The organism is Ruegeria sp. AL12 (genome assembly GCF_056540885.1).
In genome coordinates, this window is the sequence record NZ_JBQFXN010000001.1 from 157,800 (window position 1) to 172,987 (window position 15,188).

15 protein-coding genes are annotated in these 15,188 nt (G+C 59.3%); 9 read left to right on the forward strand and 6 right to left on the reverse strand.

Annotation, left to right across the window (positions count from 1 at the left end; genetic code table 11):
• Window positions 1-152: 152 nt before the first annotated feature.
• Complete coding sequence (locus tag ACR0C6_RS00810) at window positions 153-311, reverse strand: DUF1127 domain-containing protein (RefSeq protein ID WP_480617924.1); 159 nt, start codon at window positions 309-311, stop codon at window positions 153-155.
• A 175-nt stretch (window positions 312-486) separates the two neighbouring features.
• Between ACR0C6_RS00810 and ACR0C6_RS00815 the strand changes: the two genes are divergently transcribed.
• A complete protein-coding gene (locus ACR0C6_RS00815) occupies window positions 487-1,368 on the forward strand; it encodes a LysR family transcriptional regulator (RefSeq protein WP_480445825.1) in 882 nt (293 codons plus the stop codon).
• A 6-nt stretch (window positions 1,369-1,374) separates the two neighbouring features.
• Here ACR0C6_RS00815 and ACR0C6_RS00820 read toward each other — a convergent pair whose 3' ends face one another.
• On the reverse strand, window positions 1,375-2,331 hold the full coding sequence (locus ACR0C6_RS00820; RefSeq protein WP_480445823.1) for an NADPH:quinone oxidoreductase family protein: 957 nt from the start codon (window positions 2,329-2,331) through the stop codon (window positions 1,375-1,377).
• Between the two features lie 362 nt (window positions 2,332-2,693).
• Between ACR0C6_RS00820 and ACR0C6_RS00825 the strand changes: the two genes are divergently transcribed.
• The 3 genes from ACR0C6_RS00825 to ACR0C6_RS00835 all read left to right on the forward strand — a co-directional run bounded on the left by ACR0C6_RS00825 (window position 2,694) and on the right by ACR0C6_RS00835 (window position 5,346).
• Window positions 2,694-3,065: a helix-turn-helix domain-containing protein gene (locus ACR0C6_RS00825; RefSeq protein ID WP_152458749.1), complete on the forward strand. Its 372-nt coding sequence runs from the start codon at window positions 2,694-2,696 to the stop codon at window positions 3,063-3,065.
• A gap of 40 nt (window positions 3,066-3,105) precedes the next feature.
• On the forward strand, window positions 3,106-3,897 hold the full coding sequence (gene hisN, locus ACR0C6_RS00830) for a histidinol-phosphatase (RefSeq protein WP_480617926.1): 792 nt from the start codon (window positions 3,106-3,108) through the stop codon (window positions 3,895-3,897).
• A gap of 114 nt (window positions 3,898-4,011) precedes the next feature.
• Window positions 4,012-5,346: an 8-oxoguanine deaminase gene (locus ACR0C6_RS00835; protein ID WP_480617927.1), complete on the forward strand. Its 1,335-nt coding sequence runs from the start codon at window positions 4,012-4,014 to the stop codon at window positions 5,344-5,346.
• On the opposite strand, the gene guaD is transcribed toward ACR0C6_RS00835, so the two are convergent.
• Entirely contained in the window at window positions 5,343-6,629 is a 1,287-nt protein-coding gene (guaD, locus tag ACR0C6_RS00840) for a guanine deaminase (RefSeq protein ID WP_480617928.1), read from the reverse strand. The genes ACR0C6_RS00835 and guaD overlap by 4 nt on opposite strands.
• A 136-nt stretch (window positions 6,630-6,765) precedes the next feature.
• On the opposite strand from guaD, the gene mgtE reads away from it, so the two are divergent.
• Window positions 6,766-8,160, forward strand: coding sequence for a magnesium transporter (mgtE, locus tag ACR0C6_RS00845; protein ID WP_171114777.1), 1,395 nt, complete (start codon window positions 6,766-6,768; stop codon window positions 8,158-8,160).
• Window positions 8,157-8,714, forward strand: coding sequence for a 5-formyltetrahydrofolate cyclo-ligase (locus ACR0C6_RS00850; protein ID WP_480617929.1), 558 nt, complete (start codon window positions 8,157-8,159; stop codon window positions 8,712-8,714). Before mgtE ends, ACR0C6_RS00850 begins: the two co-directional genes overlap by 4 nt.
• Window positions 8,715-8,717: 3 nt before the next feature.
• On the opposite strand, the gene ACR0C6_RS00855 is transcribed toward ACR0C6_RS00850, so the two are convergent.
• On the reverse strand, window positions 8,718-8,945 hold the full coding sequence (locus ACR0C6_RS00855) for a putative hemolysin (RefSeq protein WP_224853568.1): 228 nt from the start codon (window positions 8,943-8,945) through the stop codon (window positions 8,718-8,720).
• A gap of 133 nt (window positions 8,946-9,078) precedes the next feature.
• Between ACR0C6_RS00855 and ACR0C6_RS00860 the strand changes: the two genes are divergently transcribed.
• The 3 genes from ACR0C6_RS00860 (at window position 9,079) to ACR0C6_RS00870 (ending at window position 12,593) form a co-directional block, all read left to right on the forward strand.
• The gene (locus ACR0C6_RS00860) at window positions 9,079-9,894 is read left to right on the forward strand and encodes a TIGR00282 family metallophosphoesterase (protein WP_171329562.1); all 816 of its coding nucleotides are present in this window, start codon (window positions 9,079-9,081) and stop codon (window positions 9,892-9,894) included.
• An 87-nt stretch (window positions 9,895-9,981) separates the two neighbouring features.
• Window positions 9,982-11,760, forward strand: coding sequence for an SLC13 family permease (locus ACR0C6_RS00865; RefSeq protein WP_171231204.1), 1,779 nt, complete (start codon window positions 9,982-9,984; stop codon window positions 11,758-11,760).
• Between the two features lie 95 nt (window positions 11,761-11,855).
• The gene (locus tag ACR0C6_RS00870) at window positions 11,856-12,593 is read left to right on the forward strand and encodes a YbaY family lipoprotein (protein WP_254443803.1); all 738 of its coding nucleotides are present in this window, start codon (window positions 11,856-11,858) and stop codon (window positions 12,591-12,593) included.
• 13 nt (window positions 12,594-12,606) lie between these two features.
• On the opposite strand, the gene ACR0C6_RS00875 is transcribed toward ACR0C6_RS00870, so the two are convergent.
• Both ACR0C6_RS00875 and ACR0C6_RS00880 read right to left on the reverse strand, forming a co-directional pair.
• Complete coding sequence (locus tag ACR0C6_RS00875) at window positions 12,607-14,268, reverse strand: FAD-binding dehydrogenase (protein WP_480617930.1); 1,662 nt, start codon at window positions 14,266-14,268, stop codon at window positions 12,607-12,609.
• A gap of 10 nt (window positions 14,269-14,278) precedes the next feature.
• Entirely contained in the window at window positions 14,279-15,136 is an 858-nt protein-coding gene (locus ACR0C6_RS00880; RefSeq protein ID WP_480617931.1) for a bile acid:sodium symporter family protein, read from the reverse strand.
• Between the last annotated feature and the right edge of the window lie 52 nt (window positions 15,137-15,188).

The window sequence follows — 15,188 nt, forward strand, 5'->3', positions numbered from 1 at the left end:
CCCCGGCAGAGCGGGGCGGTTTTCCATCTAAATATCGGCAACAAGGGGCTGTGTTTCAAGAGATTCCGGGCGAAAACCGACTAAAACACGCAACAAAAATGCCAACAGGCGACTCAAGGTCGCCCATCGCCACAAAAATATGAGAGTCACAGTCACCTTTTCCAGAATTGAGGTGCATCCCAGAAAAAGCGTTTTGCTTCTGCGGATGCTTCCTCGCGGGTGACTCCGATATCGTCCAGCACGGCGGCATCCAGTTGTGCCAGCTTTCGCCGCTGTCTGGACAGTTCGAACGCTTGAGAGATCAGGGACACCAGGGAGCGTTTGGCCGGTTTGCAGGGATTATGGATTGCGAGTTGCGTCATAACTTGTCCTTTCTGTATTCTCGATGGTTTTACTGGCTGATATCAATTTCCTTGATTGATATGGGCGAGTGTGACACATTTTAAAAACGAATATTTTTGATGGAACGCATAAGGAATCGTGAAGATGCGAAATCTGGACATTACAACCCTGCGGTCTTTCGTGGCGGTGGCGGATCAGGGCGGTGTGACCCGCGCCGCCGGATTTCTGCACCTGACGCAGTCTGCGGTGTCCATGCAACTCAAGCGGCTGGAGGAGCTGCTGGGCCTGGAGTTGCTGGACCGAAGCGGCAGGACAATTGCCCTGACCGCATCCGGTGAGCAGCTGCTGGCCTACGCGCGCCGCATGGTTGCCCTGAATGACGAGGTAATCTCAAAACTCACCGATCAGGCCTTTGAGGGCGAAGTGGTTCTGGGCGTTCCCCATGACATCGTCTACCCTGTGATCCCCCGGGTCCTGCAACGGTTCAACGCCGATTTTCCCCGAGTCAGGGTGCAGTTGGTGTCGTCCTATTCACTGCAATTGAAAGACATGTACAAGCGAGGCGAATGTGATGTGATCCTGACGACCGAACCGTCTTCGGCCGATGGCGCAGAGACCATCGCAGAGCTGCCGCTGCGCTGGATCGGCGCGCCGGGCGGATCCGCATGGCGCAAGCGCCCGTTGCCTCTGGCGCTGGGGCGGCGCTGCTTGTTCAGACCGCAGGTCATATCAGCGCTGGATGCGGCCGGAATACCGTGGGAGCTGTCCGTGGAAACCGAAAACGACCGTACCATAGAAGCCACGGTCAGTGCCGATCTTGCGGTTCACGCAATGCTGGACGGAACCGAGGCCGCACATCTTGAACAGATCGACTCGGGTGGGGCTCTGCCGGATTTACCTGCGCATATGATCAACCTCTACGGTGGCGAGCATGGCCGGGATGCGGTTGTCGAAGCTCTGGCACAGTTGGTGCGTCAGAACTTCAGATTGCTGGGCGGTACCCAGTTGCGGGCCGTGGTCGGATGACCGCGATCAGGGCGTGATCACGATCTTGCCCGTTGATTTTCGCTCTTTCAGCAACTGCATTGCATGCGCGACATCTTCAAGTGGCAGGACGTGACTGATGTGCGGTTTTATCCTGCCCTCTGAATGCCACTTGAACAGGGTGTCAAAACTGTTGCGCACAGTTTCGGGGCGGAATTTCAGATAGCCGCCGATATACACCCCGATCACGGTCAGGTTTTTGACCAGCAGATGATTGGTCGGAATCTGCGGGATGTCGCCCCCGGCGAATCCGATGGGCAGCAAACGCCCTTCGGGATTGGTGGCCCTGAACGCGGCCTTGAACACATCCCCGCCGATGACGTCATAGACGACATCCGCGCCACCCAGCGATTTGACCCGCTCGCGCAGGTCTTCGGAAGCATCGATCAGATGATCGGCACCAGCGGCACGGGCAACGGCAAGCTTGTTCTCGCCGCGCGCCTGCGCGATGACCGTGGCGCCCATGAGTTTGCCGATTTCGACGGCAGTCAGGCCGACGCCTCCCGCTGCGCCGGTGACCAGAAGGGTTTCACCCGGTTGCAGGCGTGCCCTGTGATCCAGGGCCATGTGACTGGTGGCATAAGCGATCTGGATGGCGGCGGCGTCTTCGAATCCGGTGTCGTCCGGCAGCACGATCGCACGATCCGCGTCGAATACACCGTACTCGGCCAACCCACCCTGACCGGAATAGACTGCGATCCGGTCGCCTGGGCTGAGCGTTGAAACGCCGGGCCCGACTGTCTCCACGATACCGGCGATCTCCATGCCCAGGGTGAATGGGGCAGGTGGCGTGTCCTGATAGGCCCCCGTCTGCATCAGCAGATCGGCGAAATTCAGGCCGCAAGCTTTTATCGCGACCCGCACCTGACCTTCGCCCGGCTCGGGTATTTTCACGTCACAAAGCTGGGCAGACGCCCCGTCGGATGGAATGCAATAGGCCCGCATATTGTTCCTCAAGAGTTTCCGACATAGGCGCGTGTGCCGCCAGAAAAGTCAATCCGTTTGCTGCGCGGGCGCAAAAGGCAACCGATTTTGAAGGAGGATTCAGTTGCAGGAATACGGTTTTGTAGAGACTTGGGGTAATACTCTGTAAAGGCTTGGGGTAATACAACCACAAATCCCTGTCAGGGGCATTCGACTCAACCAGCTTGAAAAAAATTTCAAAACCGGCATTATAAACAATCAGTGCTGTAAACGGGGGGCGGTACAGTCCGTATTAGGGAGCGGTTAAGGGGAGCTCTCTAAAACTGCGATATCGGACGTCGCAAAATCCCGTGCAGATGTTTGTGTAGTATAGGAGAATACCAATGACTCATCACGTCGATGTCCATGTGGGCAAGCGCGTTCGGCATCGCCGCTGGCTGATTGGGATGACCCAGCAGCAGTTGGCGCAGCAAGTTGGTATCAAGTTTCAGCAAATCCAGAAATATGAGACCGGTGCCAACCGAATCAGCGCATCCCGCCTGTGGGACATCGCCGAGGCGCTGGATGTTCCGGTCAGCTTTTTCTTCGAAGGTCTGGAAGAAGCCCAGAAAGGCGATGCGGACAAGAAATCCGTCCCTGCCGACCTGATGGGTGACAAAGAAGCTTTGGATCTGGTGCGCTCTTACTATGCGATTCCGGAAAACCAGCGTCGCCGCCTGTTCGAGTTGGCGCGGGTTCTCAGCGACGTTGCCTGACTGACTTGACTTTGTCGCGGATTGCTCGCACCTCAGGGCCATGCAACCGACGACACAGAGCGATATCGAAATTGCCGAAGAAATGGCCGAAGCTGCGCGTGAGGCCATACTCCCCTTTTTTCGTCAAACAAATCTGGAAACCACGAACAAGCTGGCCGATGGGTTCGACCCGGTCACAGTGGCGGATCGTGCCGCTGAACAGGCGATGCGGGACGTTCTGGCGCGGCGGCGCCCGGATGACGGTGTGCTGGGCGAGGAGTTCGGTGCACATACGGGCACCAGTGGCCGCACCTGGGTACTGGACCCCATAGATGGGACCCGCGGGTTTATCAGCGGCACGCCAACCTGGGGTGTTCTGATTGCGCTGAGCGATCAGGACGGGCCTTTTATGGGTGTAATCGATCAGCCGTATATCGGAGAGCGCTTTGTCGGATCGTCTTCCGGTGCTCACATGACCGGTCCGCAGGGCACCAGAAGAATGCGAACGCGCGATACCAGAGCGCTGGATCAGGCGACCTTGTTTACCACGTTCCCCGAAGTTGGAACCCCGAAGGACCGCGCAGGGTTTCAGGCGGTGTCCGAGCAGGTTCAGCTGACGCGCTATGGAATGGATTGCTATGCCTATGCGCTTCTGGCCGCCGGGCAGGCGGATTTGGTGATCGAGGCGGGCTTGAACTCCTATGATATCCAAGCACCGATTGCCGTTATTCAGGCGGCCGGTGGTATCGTGACCGATTGGCAGGGCGGCCCCGCACATCAAGGCGGCCGGGCGCTGGCTGCGGCAAACGCTGAGCTTCACGCCGCAGCGCTTGAGATACTCCGCCACTTCTGAATTCTGTTGCCCGGCGCATCAAAGGCAACTACACCGGTGATGGCCGGTTCTTGCGCCCGTTTTCCACCGGCCGACGCACTTCTTGCATGAGACGGGTAGATGCAGGAGCGCGATATGACGGAAACCCTACTCAAGAATGCTGATCTGATCCTGACGATGGACGAGTCCCGGCAGGAATTGTCCAAGGCCGATATTTTGGTCCGCGACGGGCAGATTGCCCGGATCGGGCAGCGACTGGAAACACAGGGCGAGGTGCATGATGTTTCGGGCTGTCTGGTGACGCCCGGCCTGGTGAATACCCACCACCATCTTTATCAAACCCTGACACGGGCGGTGCCGGGCGGGCAGGATGCGTTGCTGTTTGGTTGGCTGCAAACGCTCTATCCGATCTGGTCGCGTTTCGGGCCGGAGGAAATGTTCACCTCGGCCCAGATCGGTTTGGCCGAACTGGCGCTGTCGGGGTGCACGCTCAGTTCCGATCACCTTTACCTCTATCCCAACGGCGCGCGGCTTGAGGATACGATCGCGGCCGCGTCCGAGCTGGGGATGCGGTTTCATCCGACACGCGGCGCGATGAGCATCGGCGAGACCGACGGGGGCCTGCCGCCGGACCATCTGGTGGAAAAAGAGGCCGCAATTCTGGACGACATGGTACGTGTCGTGGATGCGTTTCACGACCCGTCGGAGGGGTCCATGTGCCGCGTTGGCCTTGCCCCGTGTTCACCGTTTTCCGTCAGCCGGGATCTGATGCGCGATGCGGCGTTGCTGGCGCGGGACAAGGGCGTGATGCTGCATACCCATCTGGCCGAGAATGATGAGGATATCGCCTATTCGCAGGCGCAATTCGGCTGCCGCCCGGGGCAATATGCCGAGGAATTGGGCTGGACCGGCCCGGATGTCTGGCACGCCCATTGCGTCAAGCTGGACGGGGCCGAGATTGATCTGTTCTCGCGCTCGGAAACAGGCGTGGCCCATTGCCCCTGTTCAAATTGCCGCCTCGGATCGGGTATCGCATCGGTGCGGGCGATGCGCGATGCGGGTGTCAAGGTCGGCCTCGGCGCCGATGGATCGGCCAGCAATGACAATGGCAACCTGATGCTTGAGGCGCGCCAGGCCATGTTGCTGCAACGGGTCGCCAATGGTGCAGATGCCATGTCGGCCCGCGAAGCGCTCGAGATCGCGACGCGCGGCGGCGCGGATGTGTTGGGACGTCCCGATTGTGGACGGCTGATGCCCGGAAAACGTGCCGATATTGCGGTGTGGGATACCCGCGGCATCGAAAGCGCGGGCAGTTGGGATCCGGCGGCGCTGCTTCTGGCGGGGCCGATGTCTGTGAAACACCTGTTCGTCGAAGGCCGCCAGATCGTACGTGACGGGCACATAACGACCATCGACCTGCCCCGCGTGATCGAACGCCAGAACACGCTTGCCCGGGCGTTGCAGGCCTAAGTCGCCTGCTGTCCGCCGATCCAGACCTCTGCCACGGCGCGATCATCGCCCATCATGATGGTTGGGAAGATCGCTTCCCAAACATCTTCTGCATGGGCTTCGCGCTGGGCGATGGCGGGGGTCGAGGCGAGGTCGATCACGACCAGATCCGCCTCCATTCCCTGAGCGATGTTTCCGATGCAGTCGTCCATGCGCAGGCTCCGGGCGGATCCGACCGTGCCCAACCACAGCAATTGCGCCGGATGCAGGGGACGGCCGCGCAATTGGCCGATCTCATAGGCGGCGGCCATGGTGCGCAGCATCGAAAAGCTGGACCCGCCGCCGGTATCCGTGGCCAGACCGATCCGGTGGCCATCATGGATCAGCCCGTTCATGTCAAACAATCCCGATCCGATGAAGGTGTTCGACGTGGGGCAATGGATCAAAGAGGCATCGACTTCGCGCAGCCGATCCCGCTCCCGGTCTTCCAGATGGATGACATGGCCATACAGGCCGTTCTGGCCCAACAGGCCGAATTTCTCGTAGGTATCCAGATAATCCCTTGCTTCAGGGAACAGGGATCGAACCCATTCGATTTCATCCGTTTGCTCGCTCAGGTGCGTTTGCATAAGACAATGGGGATGCTCGGCCCAAAGCGCGCCCATGGCCTCGAGCTGTTCCGGGGTCGAGGTCGGTGAAAAGCGCGGCGTGATCGCATAGGACAAGCGGTCGACGCGATGCCATTTTTCCAGCAGGGCGGCGGATTGGTCGTAAGCCGTCTGCGCAGTGTCGCGCAGCCCTTCGGGCGCGTTCCGGTCCATGCAGGTCTTGCCGGCGACGACGCGCTGCCCACGCTGTTGCGCCGAGGTGAAAAAGGCATCCACGCTTTCAGGGTGAATCGTGCAAAAACTGCACATGGTCGTGGTGCCGTGGGCGGTCGTCAGGTCCAGATACCGGTTGGCGATCTCGGTCGCATAGTCGAAATCGCCGAACTTCATCTCTTCCGGGAAGGTGTAGGTGTTCAGCCAGTCGATCAGCCGTTTGCCCCAGCTGGCGATCATCGCCGTCTGTGGATAATGCACATGCGGATCGACGAACCCAGCCATGATCAGGCGCGTTCCGTGATCCTTCGTGACTGCGTCAGGATGGGCTTGTTTCAGCGCATCGGCGGTGCCGACCTCTGCAATTCGCCCGTGTTCGATCACGACCGCTTCGTCCAGCCGGGTCGCCTCGGTCGGCTCTCCGTCGAAGGGTGATCCTGTGAAACTCAGAACACGCCCCTTCAAAAGCGTCTTTTGCGCCATTTTCCCTGTTCTCCACCTGTTTGGAACCGCACACCAGCATAGGCGGACGAAAGAAGTGGGTAAATCGGCGCATTGTCATTGTTTTCCGGTAGCTGCTTCTTCTATTTAGGGGCAAATCGCAAAAAAGGGGCAGAGCATGACGACGGGCAGAGACGAAGCCGGACACGATCAGCCCCGGGATGAAGACGCCTATGCGTTGGACCCCAAGGCAGTTGCGGCGATCCTGTACGCGGTGGATATAGACGACCGCGACAAGCTGGTTGAGTTGATGGAGCCGCTGCACTCGGCGGACATTGCCGACCTTCTTGAACAGATCAATCCGTTTGACCGGGCGCGCCTGATCCGCCTGTACGACAAAGAGTTTGACGGCGACATCCTGTCTGAACTAGATGAATCGGTTCGTGAAGAGGTGATCTCGGTTCTGAACCCGGATGTTCTGGCCGAAGCCGTGCGCGAGATGGAAAGCGACGATGTCGTTGACCTGCTGGAAGACCTTGAGGAACCGCAGCAGGAAACCATTCTGGACGCATTGGAGGATTCCGAAAGGATCGCAGCCGAGCAGGCATTGTCCTACCCCGAGAACTCGGCCGGTCGTCTCATGCAGCGCGAAGTCGTCATGGCGCCCGAACATTGGAGCGTTGGGCAAGCCATCGACTTCATGCGCGCCAATGATGATTTGCCCGAGCAGTTCTATCACGTCGTTCTGGTCGATCCGCGCCTGAAACCGGTTGCTCAGGTGACGTTGGGCAAGCTTATGGCGGCGCGTCGTGAAGTGCCGCTGATTGATCTGGCAGAAGAAGAGTTTCATATCATCCCCGTCGATCAGGATGAGGAAGACGTGGCTTATGCCTTCAACCAATATCACCTGATCTCGGCCCCGGTGGTGGATGCGGATGGCCGTTTGGTCGGTGTCATCACTATTGACGACGCGATGGTCGTTCTGGATGAAGAGCATGAAGAGGATATCCTGCGTCTAGCCGGTGTTGGCGACGAAAGCTCGCTGTCTGACAGCGTGGCGGCGACCAGCCGGCGAAGGTTGCCCTGGTTGGCGGTGAATCTGTGCACAGCGATCTGTGCCTCTTTGGTGATTTCGCAATTCGAGGCTGCGATTGATCAACTGGTTGCTCTGGCAATCCTGATGCCCATTGTCGCGTCGATGGGCGGTAACGCGGGCACGCAGTCGCTGACGGTGGCCGTGCGTGCGCTGGCGACGCGCGACCTGACCAATGCAAACGTTATGCGAGTGATCCGACGGGAATTGCTGGTTGGCATGCTCAACGGGCTCTGCTTTGCCATCGTGTTGGGGACCGTGGGGATGCTGTGGTTCGATTCCCCGCTGCTGGGTGTCGTGATCGGGGCGGCCTTGGTCGTGAATATGATCATCGCCGGGTTCGCAGGTACGGTAGTACCTGTCTTGCTGGACCGCTTGGGCATCGACCCTGCGCTGGCATCGGGAACCTTTGTGACAACCACGACGGATGTCATGGGTTTCTTCATATTTCTTGGGCTTGCCAGCGTGGTGCTACTGTGACCGATCTGACCGACATCAAAGCCGCAGCGCGCAAAGCGGCCTTTGCCCGCCGCAAGGCCGCGTTTGATGCCCGCCTGCCGGGTGCAGCCGGGCGCTTGTCCGAGGTTCTGGCAGGACATCGCGGCGTGCCCCTGTCAGGATACATGCCGATCCGAACCGAGATCGACCCGGTGCCCGCGATGGCCGAAGCATCGGCTTATGGCCCGGTGGGCGTGCCTGTCATCCAGGCAGCCGGTCAGCCGCTGAAATTCTCTCGCTGGGCGCCGGACTGTGTGCTCAAGGATGGCCCGTTTGGTGCAAAAGTGCCCCAGGTGGATGATTACTTCGACCCCGAAATTCTGATCGTTCCACTGGTCGCCTTCGACGCAAATGGTGGCCGCCTGGGGTATGGCGGCGGGTTTTATGACCGAACGCTGGAAGGCTTGCGCGCCAAACGCCCGACGCTTGCCATCGGTTTTGCTTTTGATGCGCAAGAGGCTGCGGACCTGCCGCTTGAGCCAACCGACCAACCGCTGGACATGGTTGTCACGGAAAGCCGCGTGCTGACCTTCTAGCTGCTACTGTTCGAAATGGCTGCGCAAGTAATCCCAGGCATCCACCTCGGTGCCGTCCTTCAGGATGCAGACGCCATAGACACTGCCGTCTTCGTTTTTGCGAAGCTGGTAGGTCCCGTCGTTTTCAATGCAAAAGGTCGCGGCGGGGTTGGGCATGGATGTCTTGGTGCCTTCGGCAGCGGCAGCAGTTGCCGCCAAAAGGCAGCCGGTCAGAACAATTGACGACTTCACGAAGAATTCCTTCTGTATTCAAGAGGCGTATCGAAACATTGCCACGGCAGAATTTGATTTCAACCCCCAAGTCTGCCGTTAATTTCACGCTTCCGCCTTGTTATTGCCCAGTACAGCCCCTACGACCCGGATCATGAGGATTCTGTTTCTTGGTGATGTCATGGGGCGCGCGGGCCGCGCTGCCGTTCAGCAGCATTTGCCGCGCCTGCGCGACGAATGGCGGCTGGATTTTGTCGTGGTCAATGGCGAAAACGCGTCGAACGGCATGGGGCTGAGCGGAGATCACGCCAGGCTGTTGCTCGACGCCGGAGCGGATTGCCTGACGCTGGGCGATCATGCTTTCGACCAGAAAGACATGCTGCAATTCATCGAGAAGGAACAGCGCATCATACGGCCTGTGAATTTCGCCAAAGGCGCGCCTGGGCGGGGTCATCGGCTGTTCACGGCGCCGGGTGGGCGCAAGGTTCTGGTGGTTCAGGTGCTGGGTCAGGTCTTTATGAAACGCCCGTTCGACGATCCGTTCTCGGCTATCGAACCGATCCTGAAATCCCATCCCAGAGGCGGGCAGGCGCAGGCGATCATCGTGGACATGCATTGCGAGGCCACGTCCGAGAAGATGGCGATGGGGCACTACTGCGACAAACGTGCAAGCCTTGTGGTGGGAACGCATACTCATGTCCCGACGGCTGATTCCCAGATTCTGCCGGGCGGCACCGCGTATTTGACCGATGCCGGCATGTGCGGAGATTACGATTCGGTCATCGGCATGGACAAGCAGGAGCCCATGCGACGGTTCATCACCGGTATGCCCAAGGCGCGCTTTACTCCTGCAAACGGCGAGGCCACACTAAGCGGCGTGTTCGTGGAAACCGATGATCGTGACGGACAGGCCAAAACCGTGCGCATGGTGCGCGTCGGAGGGCGCCTGGAACAAGCCGGGCCCGAATAGTCATCGTCAGGCTTGCTCTGTCGGGCGCAATGCGTGAAACTGCATGTCATCAGGCGCTTGGGCCCGGGTTCGGACAGAATACCACGAATGAATTTCCTTTCACTGACAGACACCGGAAGCGCAGTTCTGGCGCTGGTCATAGTTGCGGGCATGTTCATCATGTTCCTGCGCGAGGTTTATCCGACCGAGGTCGTGGCCATTGGTGGTGTTTCACTGATGCTTGTGACCGGCATTCTGCCCTATCAAAATGCGCTTGCAGTTCTGTCCAACCCGGCACCCTGGACGATTGCCGCGATGTTCATCATCATGGGCGCTTTGGTGCGGACCGGAGCCTTGGACTCGTTCACATCGACCGCGCAGAAGCAGGCTCAGGTGAATCCGCGTATCGCCATCGCTTTGCTCATGGGGTTTGTTGTGCTGGCCTCGGCGGTGGTTTCGAATACGCCAGTGGTCGTGGTGATGATACCGGTCTTTGTGCAAATCGCCCGCACCCTGAATGTTCCCGCGTCCAAATTGCTGATTCCGCTGAGTTATGCGGCCATTCTGGGCGGCACGCTGACATTGATCGGCACGTCCACCAACCTGCTGGTCGATGGTGTGGCCCGCGCGCAGGGGATGAAACCTTTTACGATTTTCGAAGTCACACCGCTGGGGATCGCGCTGGTGATCTATGGCATGATCTATTTGCGGTTCATCGCGCCCAAACTGTTGCCCGAGCGGGACAGCATGGCGTCGCTGCTCAGTGATCGGTCCAAGATGAAGTTCTTTACCGAGGCCGTCATTCCGCCGGATAGCAACCTGATCGGGCGCGAAGTGACCGGCGTGCAGTTGTTCAAACGCCCCGGCGTGCGCCTGATCGATGTCATCCGGGGGGATGAGTCGTTGCGGCGCAACCTGAAAGGCGTCGAACTTAAGGTTGGCGACCGGGTGGTTCTACGAACCGAGATGACCGAACTTCTGAGCCTTCAGCGCAACAGGGAACTCAAACGTGTGGATCAGGTATCGGCCGTTGAAACCAAGACGGTTGAGGTGTTGATCACGCCCGGATGCCGTCTGGTGGGTCGGACCCTTGGGATGATGCGGCTTCGGCGTCGTTATGGTGTTTACGTGCTGGCGGTGCACCGTCGCAACCAGAATATCGGCCGTCAGCTGGATGACTTGGTGGTCAGGGTTGGGGATACGCTGCTTTTGGAAGGTGCCCCGGCGGATATCCAGCGGCTGGCGGCGGAAATGGACATGGTGGACGTCACCCAGCCATCGGCTCGTGCCTTCCGTCGCAGCCATGCACCGATAGCGATTGGGGCTCTTGTCGGGATTGTTGCCCTTGCCGCGCTGGGCATTGCGCCCATCCTGTTGTTGTCGATCGTGGCCTGCGCCGTGGTTCTGCTGACCCGCTGTATCGATGCGGATGAGGCGTTTTCTTTTGTGGAAGGTCGCCTGTTGGCGTTGATCTTCGCGATGCTGGGCATAGGGGCTGCGCTGGACAGTTCGGGCGCGGTTTCTCTGATCGTCGAGGCCGTTGCGCCGGGGCTCAGTGTCTTGCCACCATTCCTTATTATCTGGGCGATTTACCTGCTGACCTCGGTGCTGACGGAACTGGTTTCCAACAACGCCGTGGCGGTTGTGGTCACCCCGATCGCCATCGGTCTGGCGCAGGCGGTCGGAATAGATCCGCGTCCGCTGGTCGTCGCGGTCATGGTGGCGGCCTCGGCATCTTTTGCTACTCCGATCGGATACCAGACGAACATGATGGTCTATGGCCCCGGGGGCTACAGGTTCACCGACTTCATGAAGGTCGGTGTGCCGCTGAACCTGACGGTCGGATTGTTGGCGTCTCTGCTGATCCCGTTGATCTGGCCGTTATGACATCGGCACAGATTTGCCGCTTTATCCGCGGCGTACTTGTAAATGTCGGATGAACAGCAATCTTTTGTAGAAATATTACTTTAAGGGGTACTGCCATGCTGACACTCGGCCGCACCATGTTTCCTGCGGTTGCTTTCGCCACCGTGTTGAGCGGCGCATCGCTTGCCGGAACCGTCGAAGGAACTGCAACCTACCGAGAGCGTATTGCGCTTCCGCCTGACACGACCTTGTTCGTCGAGCTTCAGGATATCTCATTGGCGGATGCGCCGGCCGAAACGCTTGCCGCGCAGAGATATGCCCTGACCGGTGTGCCGGCGCAGTTCGAACTGACCTATGATGACGCATTGATTCAGGACGGGCGCAGATACGCCGTGCGTGCTTCGGTCATGCAGGGGCAAAAGCTGTTGTTCACCACCGATACCGTTTATCCGGTACTGACACATGGGGCCGAGAATTCTGCTGACCTGCTGATGATACAGGTGCAACACCAAGGTGCCGCGATGCTGGAAAACACCGAATGGGTCGCTTCGGGCCTCAATGGTGCGGCTGTCGAGACAGAGAAACGACCTGAACTTGCTTTTGGGCAGGGCGGGGCATTTTCAGGCAGCGGCGGTTGCAACCGGTTCAGTGGCCAGGCCGAGATTTCTGACAATCGGATCGCGTTCCCGGACAATATGGCTGCAACGCTCATGGCTTGTCCACCCCCGCTGGATGAGGTCGAGCGGCAGTTTCTTAAGGCGATGCAAAGTGTCACGACCTTCGCAATGCAAGGCAACGCGCTGGCCTTGCTGGATGCTCAGGGTGAGCCGGTGATCAAAATGATGCGCAAGTAATAGGGCAGGGCCGTCACGCGATGGCCCTCGATCGCCCGGCGTTGCGACCCGAAAAGATGCAGCCGCCCAAGAAAGTTCCCTCAAGCGCGTTGTAGCCGTGATAGCCACCGCCACCGAACCCGGCGACTTCGCCGGCTGCGAACAGGCCCGGCACAACCTGACCATCGGTGCCAATCATCTGACTGTCCAGATTGGTCTGCAAACCGCCCAGTGTCTTGCGGGTCAGCACGTGCAGCTTGACCGCGATCAGCGGGCCATTCCTGGGGTCCAGGAACTTGTGCGGTTTGGCGGTGCGGATCAGCTTGTCGCCGCGATAGTTGCGCGCCGCCAGGATCGCCATCATCTGCGCATCTTTTGAGAACGGATTGTCCACCTGTGAATCCCGTGCTTCGATCTGGGCGCGCAGATGCGCCTCGTCGATCAGACCCCCGCCCAGATGGTTCATGCCGCTCACCAGTTCGGTCAGCGTGTTGGCCACGACGAAATCCTCGCCGTGTTCCTTGAACGCCTCGACCGGTGCAGTTGCCTTGGAACCGGACAGAATGCGCTGACGGATCACCTCTTTCCAGCTGCCCGAGGTGAAATCGGGGTTCTGTTCGGACCCGGACAGAGCGAATTCCTTCTTGATGACCTTTTGGGTCAGAACAAACCAGCTGTATTCGTATCCAGTTTTCAGGATTTCCTTCAACGTTCCCAGCGTATCGAATCCCGGCAGGCAGGGCGGTTCCAGACGGTTTCCCTTGGCGTCGAACCACATTGAACTGGGGCCGGGCAGAATGCGAATGCCATGGGCGGGCCAGATCGGATCCCAGTTGCACACACCTTCGGTGTAATGCCACATACGGTCGCCGTTGATGACATGGCCACCGGCCTTTTCGCTGATGGCGATCATCCGACCATCCACATGGAAGGGCACACCCGCCACCATGTCCTTGGGCGGTTCGCCCAGGCGGTCGCGGGGCCAATTCTGGCGCACCATTTCGAAATTGCCACCAATCCCGCCCGAGGTGACGACGACCGAGGGTGCATAGACCTCGAACTCGCCCACCTCGTCACGGTTGGTCTTGGCGCCGCGCGGGGCCGCGTCATCGGCCAGAACCTCGCCCGAGACGCCCTTGGCCTCGCCGTTCTGCATGATGATATGGCTGACCTGATGGCGGAACTTCAGCTGGATCAGACCGGCGCTGACATGGGCGCGGACCCGGCGGATGAAGTGCTCCAGCACGCCGGGTCCGGTGCCCCAGGTGATGTGAAAGCGCGGGGCGGAATTGCCATGCCCGTTTGCATAAGACCCGCCACGTTCAGCCCAGCCCACGACCGGAAACCAGCGCAGGCCCATGTCATGCAGCCAGGGGCGCATTTCACCGGCGGCGAACTCGACATAGGCCTCGGCCCATTTGCGGGGCCAGGTGTCTTCTTCGCGGTCAAACTGTGCGCTTCCCATCCAGTCGCGCAACGCCAGATCGTGGCTGTCGCGGATACCCATGCGGCGTTGTTCAGGCGTGTCGACCATGAACAGGCCACCCAGGCTCCAGAAGGCCTGACCGCCCAGAAAACCTTCTGGTTCCTGATCGAGTATTATTACCTTTTTGCCTCGGTCGCCCAGTTCGGCTGCGGCGGCCAATCCGGCCAGACCAGCACCGATTACGATCGCATCAGCAGTGTTGTTTGTCATAACGGTCCTTTCAGCGCCTGCGGAACCAGACAAGAAACGGCAGAACCACGGCGTACATCGTAATGCCATAAACCGCCGAGGGCAGGGCCAGCGGGCTGAACCCGCTTTCGGTATTCGTGATCAGCGCCGCCAGTGTAATGCCCAGCGTGGAGTTTTGAATTCCGGTTTCGATCGAGATCGTCTTGCACTCATTCCAGGACAGGTTTGATATCCGCGCCAGCCCCAACCCGATGAACAGCAGGGCGATATTCAAAGAAATCAAGCCTGCGCCCATGATGCCAAGATTGTCGACGAACAATTGCCAGTTCCCGGCCAGTGCCGCGGCAACGATCAGCACGAACAAAACGGTCGCGAGCGTCGACAATCCCGGCTCTACGCGGTTTGCAAACCCTGTTGCAAAGTTGCGAACTCCGACCCCGATGCCCACGGGAAGCGTTGTTATCAGAAACAATGCAACAGCCAGCCCGGTGATCGAAACCTCGGGGGCTTCGTCGCCCATGAAATGCGCGATCGACCACGCGGCCAGTATTGGCACGGTCACCATCGACAAAAGGCTGATCACGGCGGTCAGGCTGACCGAAAGCGCGACATCGGCTTTGGCGAGCTTGGAGAGGATGTTGCTGGTTACGCCGCCCGGGCAAAAACTGAGCAGCATGAAACCAACCGCGATCTCGGGGGGCAATGCTAAGATTGTGACCGTCACGAAGGCCGCGACTGGCAAGAGAACAATCTGGCTTGCCGCCCCTATGGCAAAGGCGCGTCGTCGGCTCAGGACACGACGGAAGTCTGCCACTTCCAGCCCGATGCCCAGAGACAACATGATAATGGCAAGCGACACCGGCAAGCCGACATTCAAAAGCAAATCCAAGGACAACTCCTCCCAAAGTTGCGTCAGATCAGCCTATGCGAGGGGGCAAGGC